The sequence below is a fragment of the Pseudoalteromonas sp. SWN29 genome (genome assembly GCF_015864465.1).
Classification (GTDB): Bacteria; Pseudomonadota; Gammaproteobacteria; order Enterobacterales; family Alteromonadaceae; genus Pseudoalteromonas.
On the sequence record NZ_JADYXE010000023.1, the window covers coordinates 1 to 16,055 of the forward strand.

At 37.7% G+C, this 16,055-nt stretch carries 19 protein-coding genes and 1 pseudogene; 11 read left to right on the plus strand and 9 right to left on the minus strand.

Going from position 1 to position 16,055, the window contains the following annotated elements; all coding sequences use genetic code 11:
- Both I6F53_RS10355 and I6F53_RS10360 read right to left on the minus strand, forming a co-directional pair.
- Positions 1–258, minus strand: a pseudogene (locus I6F53_RS10355) (methionine synthase); the annotation flags it as partial.
- A gap of 91 nt (positions 259–349) precedes the next feature.
- Positions 350–1,327, minus strand: coding sequence for a DUF1852 domain-containing protein (locus tag I6F53_RS10360; protein WP_197239465.1), 978 nt, complete (start codon positions 1,325–1,327; stop codon positions 350–352).
- 608 nt (positions 1,328–1,935) lie between these two features.
- Between I6F53_RS10360 and I6F53_RS10365 the strand changes: the two genes are divergently transcribed.
- From I6F53_RS10365 to I6F53_RS10390, 6 genes are all read left to right on the plus strand, one after another.
- The gene (locus I6F53_RS10365) at positions 1,936–2,700 is read left to right on the plus strand and encodes an ATP-binding protein (RefSeq protein WP_197239467.1); all 765 of its coding nucleotides are present in this window, start codon (positions 1,936–1,938) and stop codon (positions 2,698–2,700) included.
- Between the two features lie 168 nt (positions 2,701–2,868).
- Positions 2,869–3,882, plus strand: coding sequence for a DUF5924 family protein (locus tag I6F53_RS10370; RefSeq protein ID WP_197239468.1), 1,014 nt, complete (start codon positions 2,869–2,871; stop codon positions 3,880–3,882).
- Between the two features lie 72 nt (positions 3,883–3,954).
- Entirely contained in the window at positions 3,955–4,191 is a 237-nt protein-coding gene (locus I6F53_RS10375; RefSeq protein WP_197239469.1) for a hypothetical protein, read from the plus strand.
- Between the two features lie 383 nt (positions 4,192–4,574).
- Complete coding sequence (locus tag I6F53_RS10380) at positions 4,575–5,390, plus strand: hypothetical protein (protein ID WP_231616577.1); 816 nt, start codon at positions 4,575–4,577, stop codon at positions 5,388–5,390.
- A gap of 176 nt (positions 5,391–5,566) precedes the next feature.
- Positions 5,567–6,226, plus strand: a complete 660-nt coding sequence (locus I6F53_RS10385; RefSeq protein ID WP_197239471.1) for an NADPH-dependent FMN reductase — start codon at positions 5,567–5,569, stop codon at positions 6,224–6,226.
- A gap of 114 nt (positions 6,227–6,340) precedes the next feature.
- Entirely contained in the window at positions 6,341–6,787 is a 447-nt protein-coding gene (locus I6F53_RS10390; RefSeq protein ID WP_197181053.1) for a hypothetical protein, read from the plus strand.
- 122 nt (positions 6,788–6,909) lie between these two features.
- Here the strand turns inward: I6F53_RS10390 and I6F53_RS20590 are convergent, their stop codons facing one another.
- From I6F53_RS20590 to I6F53_RS20600, 3 genes are all read right to left on the minus strand, one after another.
- Entirely contained in the window at positions 6,910–7,350 is a 441-nt protein-coding gene (locus I6F53_RS20590; RefSeq protein ID WP_231615101.1) for a TonB-dependent receptor, read from the minus strand.
- Between the two features lie 175 nt (positions 7,351–7,525).
- Complete coding sequence (locus I6F53_RS20595; RefSeq protein WP_231615100.1) at positions 7,526–7,828, minus strand: TonB-dependent receptor domain-containing protein; 303 nt, start codon at positions 7,826–7,828, stop codon at positions 7,526–7,528.
- Complete coding sequence (locus I6F53_RS20600) at positions 7,779–8,126, minus strand: TonB-dependent receptor plug domain-containing protein (protein WP_231615099.1); 348 nt, start codon at positions 8,124–8,126, stop codon at positions 7,779–7,781. Before I6F53_RS20600 ends, I6F53_RS20595 begins: the two co-directional genes overlap by 50 nt.
- A 226-nt stretch (positions 8,127–8,352) precedes the next feature.
- On the opposite strand from I6F53_RS20600, the gene I6F53_RS10400 reads away from it, so the two are divergent.
- Positions 8,353–10,164, plus strand: a complete 1,812-nt coding sequence (locus tag I6F53_RS10400; RefSeq protein WP_197239472.1) for a protein kinase domain-containing protein — start codon at positions 8,353–8,355, stop codon at positions 10,162–10,164.
- Positions 10,165–10,269: 105 nt separating this feature from the next.
- Complete coding sequence (locus I6F53_RS10405; RefSeq protein ID WP_197239474.1) at positions 10,270–10,701, plus strand: DUF3859 domain-containing protein; 432 nt, start codon at positions 10,270–10,272, stop codon at positions 10,699–10,701.
- A 127-nt stretch (positions 10,702–10,828) separates the two neighbouring features.
- Here the strand turns inward: I6F53_RS10405 and I6F53_RS10410 are convergent, their stop codons facing one another.
- The 3 genes from I6F53_RS10410 to acuR all read right to left on the minus strand — a co-directional run bounded on the left by I6F53_RS10410 (position 10,829) and on the right by acuR (position 12,995).
- Positions 10,829–11,245 carry a VF530 family DNA-binding protein gene (locus tag I6F53_RS10410; protein ID WP_007582761.1) on the minus strand — a complete coding sequence of 139 codons (417 nt, stop codon included), beginning with the start codon at positions 11,243–11,245 and terminating at the stop codon, positions 10,829–10,831.
- A gap of 72 nt (positions 11,246–11,317) precedes the next feature.
- A complete protein-coding gene (gene acuI, locus I6F53_RS10415; RefSeq protein WP_197239476.1) occupies positions 11,318–12,310 on the minus strand; it encodes an acrylyl-CoA reductase (NADPH) in 993 nt (330 codons plus the stop codon).
- Positions 12,311–12,359: 49 nt separating this feature from the next.
- Positions 12,360–12,995 (minus strand): acrylate utilization transcriptional regulator AcuR, encoded by a 636-nt coding sequence (gene acuR, locus I6F53_RS10420; protein WP_197239477.1) that lies wholly within the window; start codon positions 12,993–12,995, stop codon positions 12,360–12,362.
- Positions 12,996–13,394: 399 nt separating this feature from the next.
- On the opposite strand from acuR, the gene rmf reads away from it, so the two are divergent.
- On the plus strand, positions 13,395–13,565 hold the full coding sequence (gene rmf, locus I6F53_RS10425; RefSeq protein ID WP_002960897.1) for a ribosome modulation factor: 171 nt from the start codon (positions 13,395–13,397) through the stop codon (positions 13,563–13,565).
- A 101-nt stretch (positions 13,566–13,666) separates the two neighbouring features.
- Here rmf and fabA read toward each other — a convergent pair whose 3' ends face one another.
- Positions 13,667–14,182, minus strand: a complete 516-nt coding sequence (fabA, locus tag I6F53_RS10430) for a bifunctional 3-hydroxydecanoyl-ACP dehydratase/trans-2-decenoyl-ACP isomerase (RefSeq protein ID WP_007582756.1) — start codon at positions 14,180–14,182, stop codon at positions 13,667–13,669.
- A 203-nt stretch (positions 14,183–14,385) separates the two neighbouring features.
- Between fabA and I6F53_RS10435 the strand changes: the two genes are divergently transcribed.
- A complete protein-coding gene (locus I6F53_RS10435) occupies positions 14,386–15,243 on the plus strand; it encodes a 6-carboxytetrahydropterin synthase (RefSeq protein WP_197239479.1) in 858 nt (285 codons plus the stop codon).
- Positions 15,236–16,054 (plus strand): M23 family metallopeptidase, encoded by an 819-nt coding sequence (locus tag I6F53_RS10440; protein WP_197239481.1) that lies wholly within the window; start codon positions 15,236–15,238, stop codon positions 16,052–16,054. The genes I6F53_RS10435 and I6F53_RS10440 overlap by 8 nt, the downstream gene beginning before the upstream one ends.
- Position 16,055: the final 1 nt, after the last annotated feature.

Here is a 16,055-nt window from a genome sequence, read left to right on the forward strand (position 1 = left end):
TTTACGTTTTTCAAAGTCAACGCCATTTAGGTGCTCTATAAATGTAGTTACAAAATGCTGCCTTGTTTGCTCGCCATCGCTAACAATATCAATGCCTGCTTGTTGCTGGTCGAATAATGACAAGCGTAGGGCGTCGTGTTTGCCTTGGGTTAATTCATCACCTTGTAATTTCCAAGGTGACCAAAGTGTTTCTGGCTCTGCAAGCCATAAAGGTTTAGGTAAACTGCCAGCGGTAGAGGTAGGTAGTAATTTTTTCATGATAAATAATGCCGTATATTTTAGTTAATTATTAAACGTAGCGTTAAGCGCGTTATTTTTAGTTATTATTAATGCTCGTTACTATCAATTGTTATGAAAGATAGTTAGCCGAAAATTGTTCAAGAACCGTTTGGTACGGCTTGATAAAATGCTCTTGTGCAAACTTGCCTTGCTCATTTGCTAACTTGCCGCGCTCTTCTCGGTCATACACAATTTGCGTTAGTGAGTGATCCAAGTTTTTTAAGTTTGGTTTATATGATTTACCCGCTGTTGCATTGGCATTATAAATCTCTGGTCTGTAGATTTTTTGAAACGTTTCCATCGTACTAATGGTGCTAATAAGCTCAAGGTTGCTGTAATCATTAAGTAAGTCACCAAAGAAAAACAATGCTAAAGGCGCGGCGCTATTTGGCGGCATAAAGTAGCGTACCTGCAAGCCCATTTTTTTGAAGTATTGCTCAGTTAAAGACGATTCATTTGGCTCGTATTCTACGCCAAGTACCGGGTGTTGGTTTTCGGTGCGATTGTAGGTTTTGTTATCTGACACACTTAGGCATATAACCGGTGGTTTTTTAAAATTTTGTTTGTATGTATCCGAATTTACAAATGACTGAAATAGCTTGCCATGTAAAACCCCAAAGTCATCAGGAATACTAAATTGAGGCTTGCCTTTATTGTGCTCTTGTAGGAGTACGCTAAAGTCGTAGTCGCGAACATACGATGAAAAGTTGTTTCCTACAATGCCTTCAATGCGCTTATTCGTTTTATGATCAACAATATTTGTTTTTAATATTTCGATTGATGGGAAGCTTTCGCCGCCGTCTTCAATACCTATCTCAACAGAAACAATTTCAAGCTCAACAGCATAACGCTCACCTTTGGTGTTATCCCAATGGGCTAGGGCATTAAAACGGTTGTTAATCATGTTTAATGCGTTACGCAAGTTTGCTTTGCGGTATTCACCTCTGGCTAAATTAGCAAAGTTGGTTGTGATACGCGTATTAGTTGATGGATGATAATTTTCGTCGAGTGAAACGCTCTTAATATTAAATGTAAAATCTTTTTTCATCGTGTTTATATCCAATTTTATAATTTAAACCTGATTGATGCTCTGCGCTTTATTAGCCTTGCAACTTACTGTGCTGGTTTTGTTATTCAGCGGCTTTAAGTTGTTAGTAATAGTGTTTAGCGCTAAGGGATGAGTAATTTATACGTTGATTGGTATATGAAGAAAAACGGTTTAATTTCACATAAAACATGAGTCATATTCATTAATCATTATTGTTAGATGTGAGTTGGCGTAAATTGGCGGGGTAAACGGGAAAAATGATATAAATATGACATGGAGGCTTAGCCGTTTAGACGTCCTTTTGTTTGTGGTGTATTTTATTCATGTTGATCATGAGGAATATTCAGAGGAGCTTTTTATTTTTAAAACAGTGCATTAGCTAATTTTTAAGCATTTTACATCGTTGTTTATAGTAAATGTAATGACTATTTAAGCTTAAGTTAGCTATAAAAGTAGCTACTTTAGCTAATCTTAAAAAGTAAACAGACTTCTTAATTACTGCATAGCTGCTTATCTATTAATAAAAGCGTTATAAACCATATTAATGGCAATGCCAGTGCGTTAACTAAGTTATACTTATTTTTCATCACCTCACCTATCGAGTATTCGTGGATATCAAAGGCACTTGTATTGCATCAGTTACTGATGAGCATGGCCCGGTTTATGTATATCAAACAAAAAAGAATCTTATTCTCAGCTTTGACGGGAAAATTTATCAAAGCTGTATCAAATTAAATAATATTAACGGGTTAAGCTTAGCTTATACGCAAGCTATGATGGCTGCGCTTTTTTTTATACCGCACTTAAAAACCGCGATGATAATGGGACTTGGGGCCGGCTCTATAGCAAAAAGTCTTTATCATGCGTTTCCTGCACTGACTATTCATACCGTTGAATATCGTCAAGCCGTTGCGGATATGGCTATAAAATATTTTGAAGTTCCTGTGTCAAAACGTTTGTTTATTCATATTGATAATGCGGCAAATTATATGAAAAAAACGCAGATAAAAACGGATGTTATTTTTTCTGATTTATATAGCTCAGAGGGGATGGAGTCAGACCAAGTACAATCATCATACTTACGCGATTGTAAAAATGCGCTCACTTTTGATGGTGTACTCGTCCTTAATATTTGCCATACCAAAGTTGGGCAAAGAGAGGTATTTGACCAACTGCTTGATAAAGAGTTTTCAGGAAGGATTCTTAGTTTTGTTATTGAAGGCGACAATAAAATTGTTTTTGCTTTTAATAATACAATGCCTTCACTCAATCAGGATGAGTTACTGGCCAAAGCAAACGCGTTGCAAAAATTAATAAATGTACCAATGGACCGCTATGCCGATCTTTTATTTAATTGCGCTGAGCTTAAATAAGCAAACAACCTGCTTTTTAGGATGATGCTATTTAATCGCTGTTTTTGTAATCAACTGTTAAATAGCTAGTTTTAAGCCCATCTATCTGCTGTTCATTTAAACTTGGTTAAACTAATCATACTCTGAATAAAAATAATAAAGTACATACCCGTACGGAAACACTCATAAATGGATTACTGTAAAAATATAATTGCTAAATTTATAAGCGCGATGCAAAAGCGGCCTGGATTATTGGCTGTGATGTCATTTTTGTCGGGTGTTGCTAGCTTTGCACTGGTAGATAGAAAAGAGTCTTTTTCGCAATTTATTGCCATATTTTTGCTTGTTAGTTGGCTATGGCTGATTATTGATAACTGGCTACGTGACAAAGTAGAAGAAAAGTTTGGTGTGGCTGTATCCCCTAATGTTATGCGTTTTGCTCTGCAAATGGTGCAGCAAGAAAGCCTATTTTTTGCGTTGCCATTTTTTTTAGCGGTTACGCAGTGGGATCATCCTCAAGCTTTTTTTACCTCCCTTATTGCTTTGTGTGCACTTATATCGGTAATCGACCCATTTTATTACAAAAAACTTGCTAAAAACCGTACGCTATTTAGTGTGTTTCATAACTTTGCTTTATTCGTTGTTTTACTTGTTACCTTACCTATTTTATTAAATTTGACTACTAGCCAAAGTTTAGCCGCTGCACTTGTAACAGCTGTAGTGGTTACCTTACCAAGTTTAAATAACTTAATGCCTAATGCACGCTGGTGGCGTTTTCCTATTTTAGTTTTAATTTTATGTGCTTTTAGTGCCAGCGTTTGGAAGTTACGCAGCTTTGTGCCTCCTGCAGCACTGCGATTAACCGATATTACGTTAGCTCATGAGGTTGATTTACAGCATAAAAAGCCAGTAGGGAGTATTAAGCAGTTAGATTCTTATACGCTACACCATCAAGGTTTATATAGTTGGACGGCTGTTAAAGCACCAAGAGGTTTAAACGAAAAAATATTTCATGTGTGGATACATAATAAAAAAGAGGTTGATCGAATTACGTTAAATATAAACGGTGGGCGAGAACTAGGTTATAGAGCATGGACTCACAAGGTAAACTTTCCAAGTGATGCAACGGGTAAGTGGCAGGTAAAAGTAGTAACAGAATCGGGCCAGCTAATAGGTTTAATGAAATTTACTGTTACACCTTAATTAATTTAGCTGGCTGTATTTTAAACACATAGCTGATATAGTTTTTGTATTCCAAACTAATGGACATAGTTAATGAGTATTGCATTTGAAATTTTTATTTGGCTAATAGTTGAAACGGGTTTGAGCTTTTTATTTTACTCAACCGGGTGGCTGCTAGTAAAAGTGGTAACGTTTGGGCAGTATAAAAGTGAGTTTAAAGACTTTGCATCGTATAAAGCGAGTAAAGCTAAAAGAGTGGATTTAACCTTCTTATTAGGTTTTTGTTTTTATGTTGCACTTATTGCCCTTATGGCTTATTTAAGTCACTAAACTGGCTAACAAATTAGGTTAATTATTTTAAGAATAATAAGCAGCTTAACGAATTATTGCTGCTTATAGTTTTCCCCTTTACCGCACTTTTTTTACACTTCCTACTTATACTTTTCCTGTTTTTGCAATAGGGAACACCTCACCGTGAGTACTATAACTATCATTTGAACTATTAAATTAAGTACCTGCTAGAGCATTGCTCGGTGCTTATATAGCTTAGGTTTGTTGGTTGAAATCCGAGCTTATTGCAACTTGTAGTTTATGGGTAATACTTAGTAAATACTTAAAAATCTAATAAATAAAACAATATATATACATCCATTTATTGCGCTAACACGTTTTATAACAATACTATGCGCCACTTTTTACTATTTATGATGGTTTTGGACTTAATAAATGACTCACTATTTAAAATATGTATTTGTTATTACGACTCTAGCGGGAGTAAATACAGCTTACGCACAAGCAAAACACAAGAGCACTACCAAGAGCTTGAAGTGGGTGTAGGCGGAAATATTAAGCATACCAATACTGACGTAAATTATAAAAATAAAGAGTTTTATTTACATATTCACCCATTATGGGAAAGCCGATATGTAACCGAAGGTCGAGATAACCTTGCCGGTAATGGCATTGCATCAATTGCTACTGAGTTTAATTATAAAAACTTTGCGGTGATCTCTTGGGCGGCAAAAGGTATTAGTAGTGATTATTCAGAGCTGAATTTAAATGCTATTTATACCGCTCACTTATCTGAGCGGATAGAGATGTATGTAGGTTATAACTATATTAAAGCTCGTGAAGAAGGCATTGATGCTCACGATAATGAGCTAAGCCTCGACTTTGCGTATTATTATGCAAACGATATTCAGTTATTAAGTAGTGTTTATCATTCATTTGATGCCAGCGGTACATTTTTGGAGATGGCAGTAAAAAAGGATTTTTATATTAACGATTTACTATCAGTAGATATTAAATCAGGCGTGGGGTTTAACGCGGGGTATGTTAGTGATGGGCACAACGGAGTAAACAACGTTAAGTTTACTGCAAACTTGTCGTATCAGCTTTTTAATCAGTTAGCCCTATACACATATATAAGCTATAGCATTGCCTTTAATAAAGATGAAAAACGCTTTGCAGGCGACGAGACACTTCGAAATATATTTTGGGGTGGTGTGGGGCTAAGTTATCAATATTAGGGCGCGCTTTTTCGAGGTTGTGTTTGTAGCTGTGTGTTTTACTTTTAGACTGTTCAGAGCTCAGTGGATAAAACCCTCGCTGTATGATTAAATCGATCAACAATGCATATGTGTAATACACAATACCTAAAAATGTTAGTGTTTAGCTGTTATTCAAATACATATAAGGATTACATATGAAGATTTTAGTGTTTTTAGGGACAGTGCGAGATAGCACACCTCCTAGGCCTGCCCGACTAGGTGAGCGAGTAGGTAAAGCCTGCATTGAATGTTTAAATGAGCAATTTTCAGATCATGAGTTTGAACTGATAGATGCACTTGATTACCCAAGCGAGAAAGTGTTTAAGCCTCATTTTTCATATGCACAAGGCAAAGCGCCTTCAATGCTAAATACTTTAGCAGACAAAATTAAAGCGGCTGATGGCTATGTAATGATCAGCCCCGAGTACAACCATAGTATGAGCCCAGCCCTGAGCGACTTACTTAACCACTTTGGTAGCTCACTCTTTTCGTATAAACCCAGTGCTATTGTTACTTATTCTGCTGGGCAATGGGGCGGATTAAGAGCTGCAATAAGTATGCGCTCGTTTTTATCGGAGCTTGGCTGCTTACCTGTATCAGCAATGATCCACGTACCAAAAGCACAAGAAGTATTTAATGACGATGGTTCTGTGCAAGTTGGGCAAGAGAAATCATCGTGGTTTAATTATTTTCACCGTACTTTTGGGCAGTTGATTTGGTGGGCACAAGCGGCTAAAAATCAGAGTGACGTTGAAGATCCTGAGCAGATGTTAAAAAGCTTTAAGTCAAACCCATCCCAGCGAAATGCTCCCTAGTATTTATAAAATATAACTAAGCACTAATTAGGGTTTAGTTTGTTTCACTTATAGAAACTATAAACCAATAAATGTTATTATTAACATCTTCATATAAAAAAAGGATGTTATATCTTGAAATACCTTACTCTTTTGAGTGTACTGGCCCTTAGTGCTTGCAGCTCTGTACAACAATTACCGGCGCTTGGCGAAGGCACTACTGCAAATATGAATTTAATAGCTCTTTCGGAGCAGAGCGCGCCACAAGGTGTTAGCGGTACATTTAAGTTTTATATTAAAACTGCGGGCTCTCAGTACGGTGACGTATTTTTAAATACAGAAAATGACTATCGTGATCGACGCGCTATTACAATTTCAATTGATTCAAAAGTAGCGGCTAAACTCACAGAAAAATACGGACAATCAGCCGAAACATTTTTTATTGATAAAACAATTGAAGTAACAGGTGAAGCGAAGCGGGTTACCATCGACTTTTTAAGTAAAGGAAGGAAAACCAATAAATATTATTATCAAACACATGTTGATGTAAATTCAGTTGATCAAATTCGTATTGTTCCCTAAAAAATTGGTATTTATATCTTTTAACTGATATTTGCTGGTTATTTGAACATAATTTAGCAAGTAAGTAGCAATTCATAGTGGCACTGTTTTTATATACAGTGCTGCTGTGTTCTTACTAAATATTAAAATAATAAACTTAATGTTAGTCGCGCTGTTCTAGGCTCAATAGGGTGAAAATGATAGTCTTCAACGCCTTGTGCAGCCTCACCCTGTAAACGCGACGCATAGTAGTAATCTATATCGTGGTCGGTACTATTAAATAGGTTAAGTAATTCAAAATTTACCTTCCAGTGAGTTTGCTCATAGCTAATAGCGCTATTTACTACTGTTAGAGGCTCTGAGCGTTTATCACCATCATCGGTTAATGTACGCTTGCCAATATGACGAACTCTAATTGATGACTGCCATTGCTGTGTTATATGCCAATTTACCCCTGTACTTGCAACAACTGGTACAGCGCCTTCAATGTAATTATTTTCGTCATTAATATCTAAACGAGAATGCGTAAACGAGGCTTCCGCGTCAATACTAAAGCTGTCGTTAATCCAGTAATAAGCGCTCATTTCTAATCCGTAACGCTTTAGATGCGTCACTTGGCTCTGTATTACCCGCATCGCCAACAAATAATAGCTCTGAGTCGAGTGTTAGCCACCAAAGTACAGCCGATAAATTAAATTTTTGCTCATCAGCGAATCGGATGCCTATTTCAGCGCCTTCACTTTTAACTAATAAGTCTACTTACTCTGCTTGCTCACCTGTGACTGGGTCACTATTTATAGTAGAGCCGCGCGCATCATTAGAATGAAAAGATTGCCCCCAATTAGCATATGCGGCGACTAAATCAGTAAAGCGGTAATTTAAACTCCCTTTAAAATTCACTAAATCATCCTTTGCTTTACCTGAGTTTACGGCGGCAAGACTGGTAACGTTAGTATCGAAATAGTCGTACCTCACACCCACGGCTGCTTCAAGTTTTGGAGTAAGTAGCAGGTTAGATTCCCAAAAGCCTGAGTAGGCTTCGCATATTAATTGGCATGCCATCTATGCTGGTGGCAAAGTCGGTGCCATGATCTAAATTAAAGCCCCTAATAAAATATTGATTAGCCTTACCAGAGCCGCTATGTTGAGTGACCGCCATACCTGGAATTAGCTCTAACATTTCGGCGCTTCTTAACATTGGGCGCTGTTGAATTTCACCTTGACCAATAATACCGCTAGATGCGCTGATTGACTCACCAATTAACCCATCCCTGTGGCCATAAACGGTTAATTTTTCTATGTTTGCATAGCTATAACCACTATACAAAGTGCCCAGCGCTAAAATTGCTAATGTTCTCATGACTAAAATCCCTATTTAATGTATTTGTTATTAAATGCAGCTAAGTTAAATACGGCTTAGATAATTTATTGGATGCAACATTTGTTGGTTATTTGTAATTATTTAGAGGTGAGTAAATATGTGTAATTTAAAAACTAGGCTTCAAGCTATTGTAATCTCATTACATAAAACTAATAATCGAATGGATTAAGTAACTATATAAAACTAACAGACTAGAGAGCCCGTATTGAAAGCCAAAGAAATCCGCAATTTTTACATCAACGAAGAGCAATCTGTTTATTTGCTTTCGCACCGCGATGCTAAAAAGCATCGTCAGTGGCTTAATATTTGTATTAAGCAGTTAACCCTGCTGGGCTATAAAAACGTTGAAATGATTGGCTCGGGTGCTTTTGGCTTTGTGTTTGCCGGTGATGATGATAACGGCTTACCTTGGGTGTTTAAGTTTTCGCGTATTACGCTTGCTCAAAGTATACGTGACCGCCTAGAAGATGAAGCGTATATGCTCTCGCAAATTAACAACCCCTTAGTGCCTACTTTTTATGCGTTTGAGCGTATTAAAAAACAAGGGATTTTAATGATGGCACGCGCCATTGGGGAGGACCTTGAAAAAGTATCGCTTAAAACAGGCCGCTTTAGTGCGGCGCAAATAATGGCTCTCGCGGTTAGGTTACGTAATGTGTTGGTTGATTTACGCAGCCATAAAAATGGCATTAGCCCACAACCTATTGTGCATGGCGATATAAAGCCTTCAAACCTTGTGTGGGATGCAAACACTGATGCGCTTTCGTTAGTGGATTGGGGCAGCTCTGTGTATGCACAGCTCGATAGTGATGGTAACCCTGTTGCCAGTAACTTTATGGATTTAATGTCGGGCGATTTAAGCACAACGAATGCCCGTATGGGCGATGTGTACTTTATTGGTGAAGCGCAAATGTCGGGGGAGCAATCATCCCCTCGATTTGACGAACAAGGTGTAGCCGCTACGTTGTATGCGCTAGCGTCGGCGCAGTCGTGCCGCTTTGGTGCACAAGCCATCCCTGCAAGCAGCTTAGGGCTCCCAAAAGAACTGGCTAAAGTTATTGATGGTATGCTCTCTAAAAGTAAGGCCATACGTGATGGTGCTGGCGATTACTTTATGCGTAATATTATAACTATGGCTAAAGCGTATTTACCTGAGCTTGATAAAAAGCAAAAAAAAGCCGATATCCCTTTTTGGTATGGCAGCGACGAGCAGCCCGACACGGTTGTATATAGTTCACGAAAACAGTTTTTACGCCAGGCGGATCATAATCAACAATTACTAGATATAAACGACGCTCAACTTGACCGCTATTATAAAGAGTTTTTGTTTGATACCGGCGATACCGAAAAAGCATTTTTAGCATCAATAAGCCGATTAGCTAAGTACCCTGTAGTAGGTGGGCTTAGTTTTCATTGGAGGGATGACTCATTGTTTGTTGAGTCGTCTTTAATTATGCATGACGAATCATTGGGTGATGCATTTAGTGATGCGATAAATAACACCGTGATGCTAGCACAAGCGATTAATCAAAAAGGTTTATTTAAGTGTTGTTTGTTTGATGCCCGTAAAACCATTCAACTAGAACGAGACGGCACGGGTGCATTTAAGTTTGATAGCCTACCAGAGCTTGAATACGAAGTTGTAAGCATGAAAGCAAACGACATAACCCGCCCGCATTCATATTTTGAAGATGGTAAAGACCCAGATGAGCAACTCCAACTACCTAAAAAAGTTATTAAGTGCGTATTTGAGCTGAACCAAATTCATCATACGGGGTGTATTATTTTTGAAGCGCTGCCCGACAGAATGAAAATTCACCATTATTATCGATTGCTCGATTCTACCAAAGAGGTTGAGTTTAAGCGCCTGCTTAATAAACTTATGCAATACGCGGTAAACATTACAGATGTGGGAGTGGCTGGTTTTATGAAACTCCCTTACAAAAATACGCGTGAGTTTAGTTTATGTGAGCACCAAGAAGAGCACTACTTCCCTAAAAATCCTAAGCTTGTTTAAATATAAAAAAATTGGATTGTGTGATTGTGTTTTATTCCTCTAATTCAGGCTTAGATTCCAAAAAGTTAAATTAAAACTAATTAAGCAATATAAAAGGCTACCTAAATGGCTAAAACAAAACCTGTAGTGACGTTACAAAGCCACGGAATATATTCCAAGTGGGACAGTGAAAGTAAAGCGTTGCCACAAATAGAGCAATTTACAACAAATGTAATAGCTGAGGTTGATATTGAGTTTGGCTTAATCGTAAATATTAAAAAAGGTAGGGGTGAAAAGCTTCATTATTGTATTTACCATCCTGATATTCCAGACAGTAACGGTGATGTAATGGACCCTTTTGAAGGTGATGTATACGTTAAAGATAGTGATTGGAATTTTTACTTAGGCGATACACTTTGGCTGCCAATAGAAAATAAACTAGGTGATTGGCGAATGACCCTTGAGCTTAATGGAAAAATTATTGCTGATAAAACATTTAATGTGACATTAGAGCCAGAGCACACTGAAACAGATTTTTGGAAAAATCGAGGATATTAATAGTTATCTATCTATTAGCCATTTATTAGTCACTTATGAATTATATGGGCGCGGGTAACAATTAAAGTTAATGAGAGATAGCTGTAGAGCTACTTATAAATAACTCTACAATAATATTAAAGTGGCTTTAGTTACCCCAAGGGTTACTTGAATTAGAACGTTGCTTACGATCGCGGGCACGTTGCTTAGATTCTTTTTTCTCTACAATACGTTTAGCATCAACAAAACTAAGTTCACATGGCTCACCAGGTTTATGATCAGCTGGGATAACGCGATCTCGTGGCGGCAATTCGTATTGCACATCATCAGGCTTAGGTAAGTTTTTAAGACGGTACAGGTAAAAGTTATCTACTTTTTCTTGTGCCCATTGTGTTTTACGTAAAAATTTAACCGCAGACTTAACATCAGGATTATTTTTAAAGCAGTTAAGTTGTAAATAAGCGTGTAGGAGTTCCCACCCGTATTGTTCAACCAGCTCTTCAACCACTTGTTCTAATTTTACGCCTTGCAGTGGGTTATTACTGAAAAGTTCTTGGTTGCTCATAGGTGTTGCCTCGTTATTAAAATACAAATTGCATTATAAATTTAATAACGAGGCTTTAACAGAGTAAATAGCTTAACTTTGGCAATTAACTACAACACGACCACGAATTTTACCTTCCATAAGTTGCTCTGCGTTATCAATTACTTGATCAAGCGTAATTTCTGTCGAAATTTTATCTAAATAATCGGCGCTTACTAATTTAGCTAAACGATCCCATGCTTCAATTCTGTCCGCTTTAGGGCGCATTACGCTATCAATCCCCATTAACGATATGCCACGTAATATAAATGGTGCCACCGATGCTGGTAAATCCATACCTTGTGCAAGTCCGCATGCTGTCACTACACCTCCATATTTTAATGAAGCACAAATATTTGCCAGTGTATGACTACCTACCGAATCTATCGCGGCTGCAAAACGTTCTTTTTGCAAAGGCTTACCCGGGTTTGAAAGCTCGTTTCTGTCAATTATGTTTGATGCGCCTAACTCTTTTAAATATTCACTTTGATCTAATCGACCTGTTGCCGCCGTAACGTTAAACCCAAGTTGATTTAATAAATAAATAGCAAAGCTACCCACGCCACCATTAGCACCGGTTACCAGTATTTCGCCAGACTCTGGAGTAATACCTTGTTTTTCGAGCGCTATAACACTTAGCATAGCGGTATAACCCGCAGTGCCTATTTGCATTGCTTGTTTAGGCGAAATGCCAGAAGGTAGGGGGATTAGCCAATCGCTATTAAGAGCTGCTTTTTTAGCAAGTCCGCCCCAATGTTTTTCGCCTACACCAAAGCCATTTAATATTACGTTATCGCCATCTTTAAATTCATCGCTGGTGGAATGTGTAACCGTACCCACTAAATCAATGCCCGGCACCATAGGAAAACTGCGTACGACGGGGCCTTTACCAGTAATTGCTAACCCATCTTTATAGTTAAGTGTGCTGTATAGCACGTCAATAGATACATTTTCGTTTGGTAAATCACTATGTTCGATAGTAGATAATGAAGCGCTGTAGTTATTATCTTCTTTATTAATAACAATGGCTTTAATTGGGTTACTCATGGGATATCCTTTTAGACCGATCGTCTTTTAATTGATAAATAAAAACGCATTAGGTTAATAATGCGCGTAAAAACATTTCTGTATACAAAGTAAGTGGGGTATTTGATTTAGTGAGCTTGGCGCGCATAACAGCACCTTCCCAACCAATCCAAAAGTACTCACTCATTAATTGTGTGTTTACATGGCTTGCAATAGTGTCTTGTTGCTTAGCTTGATTTAAGCAAACTTCTACATGGTTTTGCCATGCGGTGTAGCTTTGCATTAATCTGGTTTTAAATTCTTCACTTAAATGGTTAAGTTCTTGGTTTAAGTTACCGACTAAACAGCCACGTTTGTAATCGTATTTTTTCATCCCTTTAATGGCGCTTTGGGTAAAATTAACGATTCGCTCAAGTGGGGGAACATCTTCTTGCTGTAAGTAATGGGTAAGCTTGGCAATAAAATAATTGTCGTATGCATCAACTAGCGCTATGCCGTAGGCTTCTTTACTTTTAAAGTAATGATAAAAAGAGCCTTTGGGTACAGCGGCTTTTTTTAAAATAGTATCGAGGCCAGTGGCGCTAAAGCCAAACTCAGTTAGAGTTTCTAGGCCCGTACGAATAAGTAACGCTTTTGTATCGGCGTTCTCTCTGGCTATTTTAGGTGGGCGACCACGGCGTATTGATGTTGATGTATTTTTGTTCATAGCTATATATTAGACCGATCGACTTTAAATAATCAAGCATAATATTAAATTGTTTAAAAAGAATGCAAATAGGGTGAGTAAAAATAACTGAAATAAAAGTGTCACGATTACATTTTTGTTTGGAACTTAGTCAAAATGCACAGGTCGTAAATTATGTACTTAAGTACATTTTAGCGATTATTGAGTCGCATTTTATTTAGCATAAAACCGGTCAAATTAAATGTTGTATGACCACTTACTTTTTTAAATGTTAATTCATTTTTGCATCAGCAGCTTAGTTAAAGTCAAACAATTTAATTGCTTTTACGATTTGAATTTTACATTTTTATTAACTATTCATTAAATGTAGATTTCACTAATGCTACACAATATATAAATAAAAAGGTGAGGATATTACCGATGAAGAGACAGAAAAGAGATCGTTTAGAAAGAGCTCATTCTCAAGGTTTTAAAGCAGGTTTAGCAGGTCGCTCAAAAGAGCTATGCCCTTATCAACAAGTAGATCCAAAATCAGAGTGGTTAGGAGGGTGGCGTGAGGCGATTGAAAACCGCAACATGTACAAAACCTAAGATCAATAATCGAATTTAAGCAAAAAGGCCTCCACATTGGAGGCCTTTTTGTTTGTGCGTTAACTTTTAAAACTAAATTTTTAAGGATTCAGTTAAAGTAATTAAAACGCGCTAGTGTCTTGAAATAAGCCCACTTTTAAATCTTTTGCTTCGTAGATTACTCGGCCGTCTACTTCTACAGTGCCATCGGCAACGCCCATAAATAATTTACGTTTAATTACGCGTTTCATTACTAGGCGATAAGTTACTTTTTTATTAGTAGGTAAAATTTGGCCAGTAAATTTAACTTCACCCACACCCAGCGCACGGCCAAGACCTGGGCCACCAGACCAACCTAAGTAAAAGCCAACTAGTTGCCACATAGCATCTAGGCCTAAACAACCTGGCATTACTGGGTCGCCTTTAAAATGACAATCGAAAAACCAAAGGCTAGGGTCAATATCAAGCTCAGCAACAATTTCGCCTTTACCATGTATTCCGCCATCAGCAGTTATAGAGGTAATGCGATCCATCATTAACATGTTGTCACTTGGTAAACGACAGTTGCCTTCACCAAACATTTCACCTTGACCACAAAGGATCAAATCTTCTTTTGTATAGCTATTTTTAGGTTCCATAACACTTATCTTCGCTTAGAAATTGCCAAGTACTTTAGCGTACACTTGTACGCTAAACAACTCGGAGCAGTTAAAAAATCAAAATATTGCATATTAAATCACCAATCAATCAACGCGATTGGTTTTTGCACTATAAAACCGCGCAATTACAATCAGAAATCATTATAATTAATGCTGTCTTATAACCAGTCTAAAGGAAGTTTATGATCCTTTTTGTTAACTCACTAACTGTGATTGATTTTTCTTACTTATGTAACAAACGCGGCGCCGTTGGCGAGAGCTGGATTGTTGATCTAACTTTGCACGGTAAACTTAACGAAGAGTCTATGGTTTTAGACTTTGGTTTAGTTAAAAAGCAAATTAAAGGCATTATAGATGAGTGTATTGATCACCGATTAGCAATTCCTATGGGCCTTAATGGGACTGTATCTGAATTTGACGAGCATAAAACACTCGACTGCACATTTGGTGAAAACAACCACTTAGCTATGAGCGCCCCTCATCAAGCTTATTGTATGATTAACGCAGACGAAGTAACGGTTGAATCGGTTACTGAATTTTTAATTGTGACTATTTTACCAAAACTCCCAGATAACATTGAAAAAATTGAGCTGTCTCTTAAGCCTGAACACAGCCAAAGCTTTTACTATCATTACAGTCATGGCCTTAAAAAACATGACGGTAATTGCCAACGCATTATTCATGGGCATCGTTCTCAAATTGGTATCAGCCTTGATGGCATTTCTATGCCGCGCTTGCAAAAAGAATGGTCTCAAAAGTGGGAAGATATTTACTTAGCTACCAGTGAAGATCAAATTAACAGCAGTGATTTAAAACACATAACAGCTAAAGCTGATGACGTATGTTTTGCCTATACATCGACACAAGGCTATTTTGAAATGGCTATTAGCAAATCTCGTTGCGACATTTTACCAGTAGATACAACCGTAGAATGTATTGCTGAACATGTAGCTGGCCAAATTAAAGCTCAATACCCAGAAAAAGCAGTAAAAGTAACCGCTTATGAAGGTGTTGGAAAAGGATCGATTAGCTATGTTTAAAACACTTTTAGCAACAGCACTTATTGCCTCTACTAGCTTTAGTGCTATGGCGCTTGAGTTAAAAGGGCACTTAACACAAGGCGGCTTGGTTACAGGTAAGCTTGAAAATGCTAAATCGGTAAGCTTAGATGGCAAAGAGTTAAAACTTTCATCTAGTGGTTATTTTGTATTTGGTTTTGGTCGTGATGCTGACACTACTCATACTTTAAAGTGGGTAGATAACAGCGGCAAGTCACATTCTCAGCCGATAGCTATTACCAAGCGTGAATATAAAATTGATAAAATTACCGGCGTAGCTAAAAAATATGTTTCACCGCCAAAAGAAGTTAGCGCACGTATAAGCCGCGAAGCAGTTGCTGTGCGTAAAGCACGTGAAGTCGACTCTGATTTACTGTACTTTTTAGACCCTGTGTTAAAGCCTGCAGAAGGGCGTATATCGGGTGTTTATGGCAGCCAACGTTATTTTAATGGTGAGCCTCGTCGTCCGCACTTTGGCTTAGACATTGCCAATAAAACAGGCTCTCCTGTTTATGCGCCGATTAGTGGTACCGTGGTATTTGCTGAGCCTAATTTATACTACTCAGGAGGTACATTAATTATTGATCATGGGCACGGTATTACTTCAACTTACATCCACTTAAGCAAGCTTGATGTAAAACTGGGCGACAAAATAGTTCAAGGTAATAAAGTAGCTGAAATTGGTGCAACAGGCCGTGTAACAGGTCCTCATCTAGATTGGCGCTTTAACTGGAAAGGCGAACGCCTTGATCCTGCATTACTAATGCAAGATACATTAGCAAACAAAAAGTAGA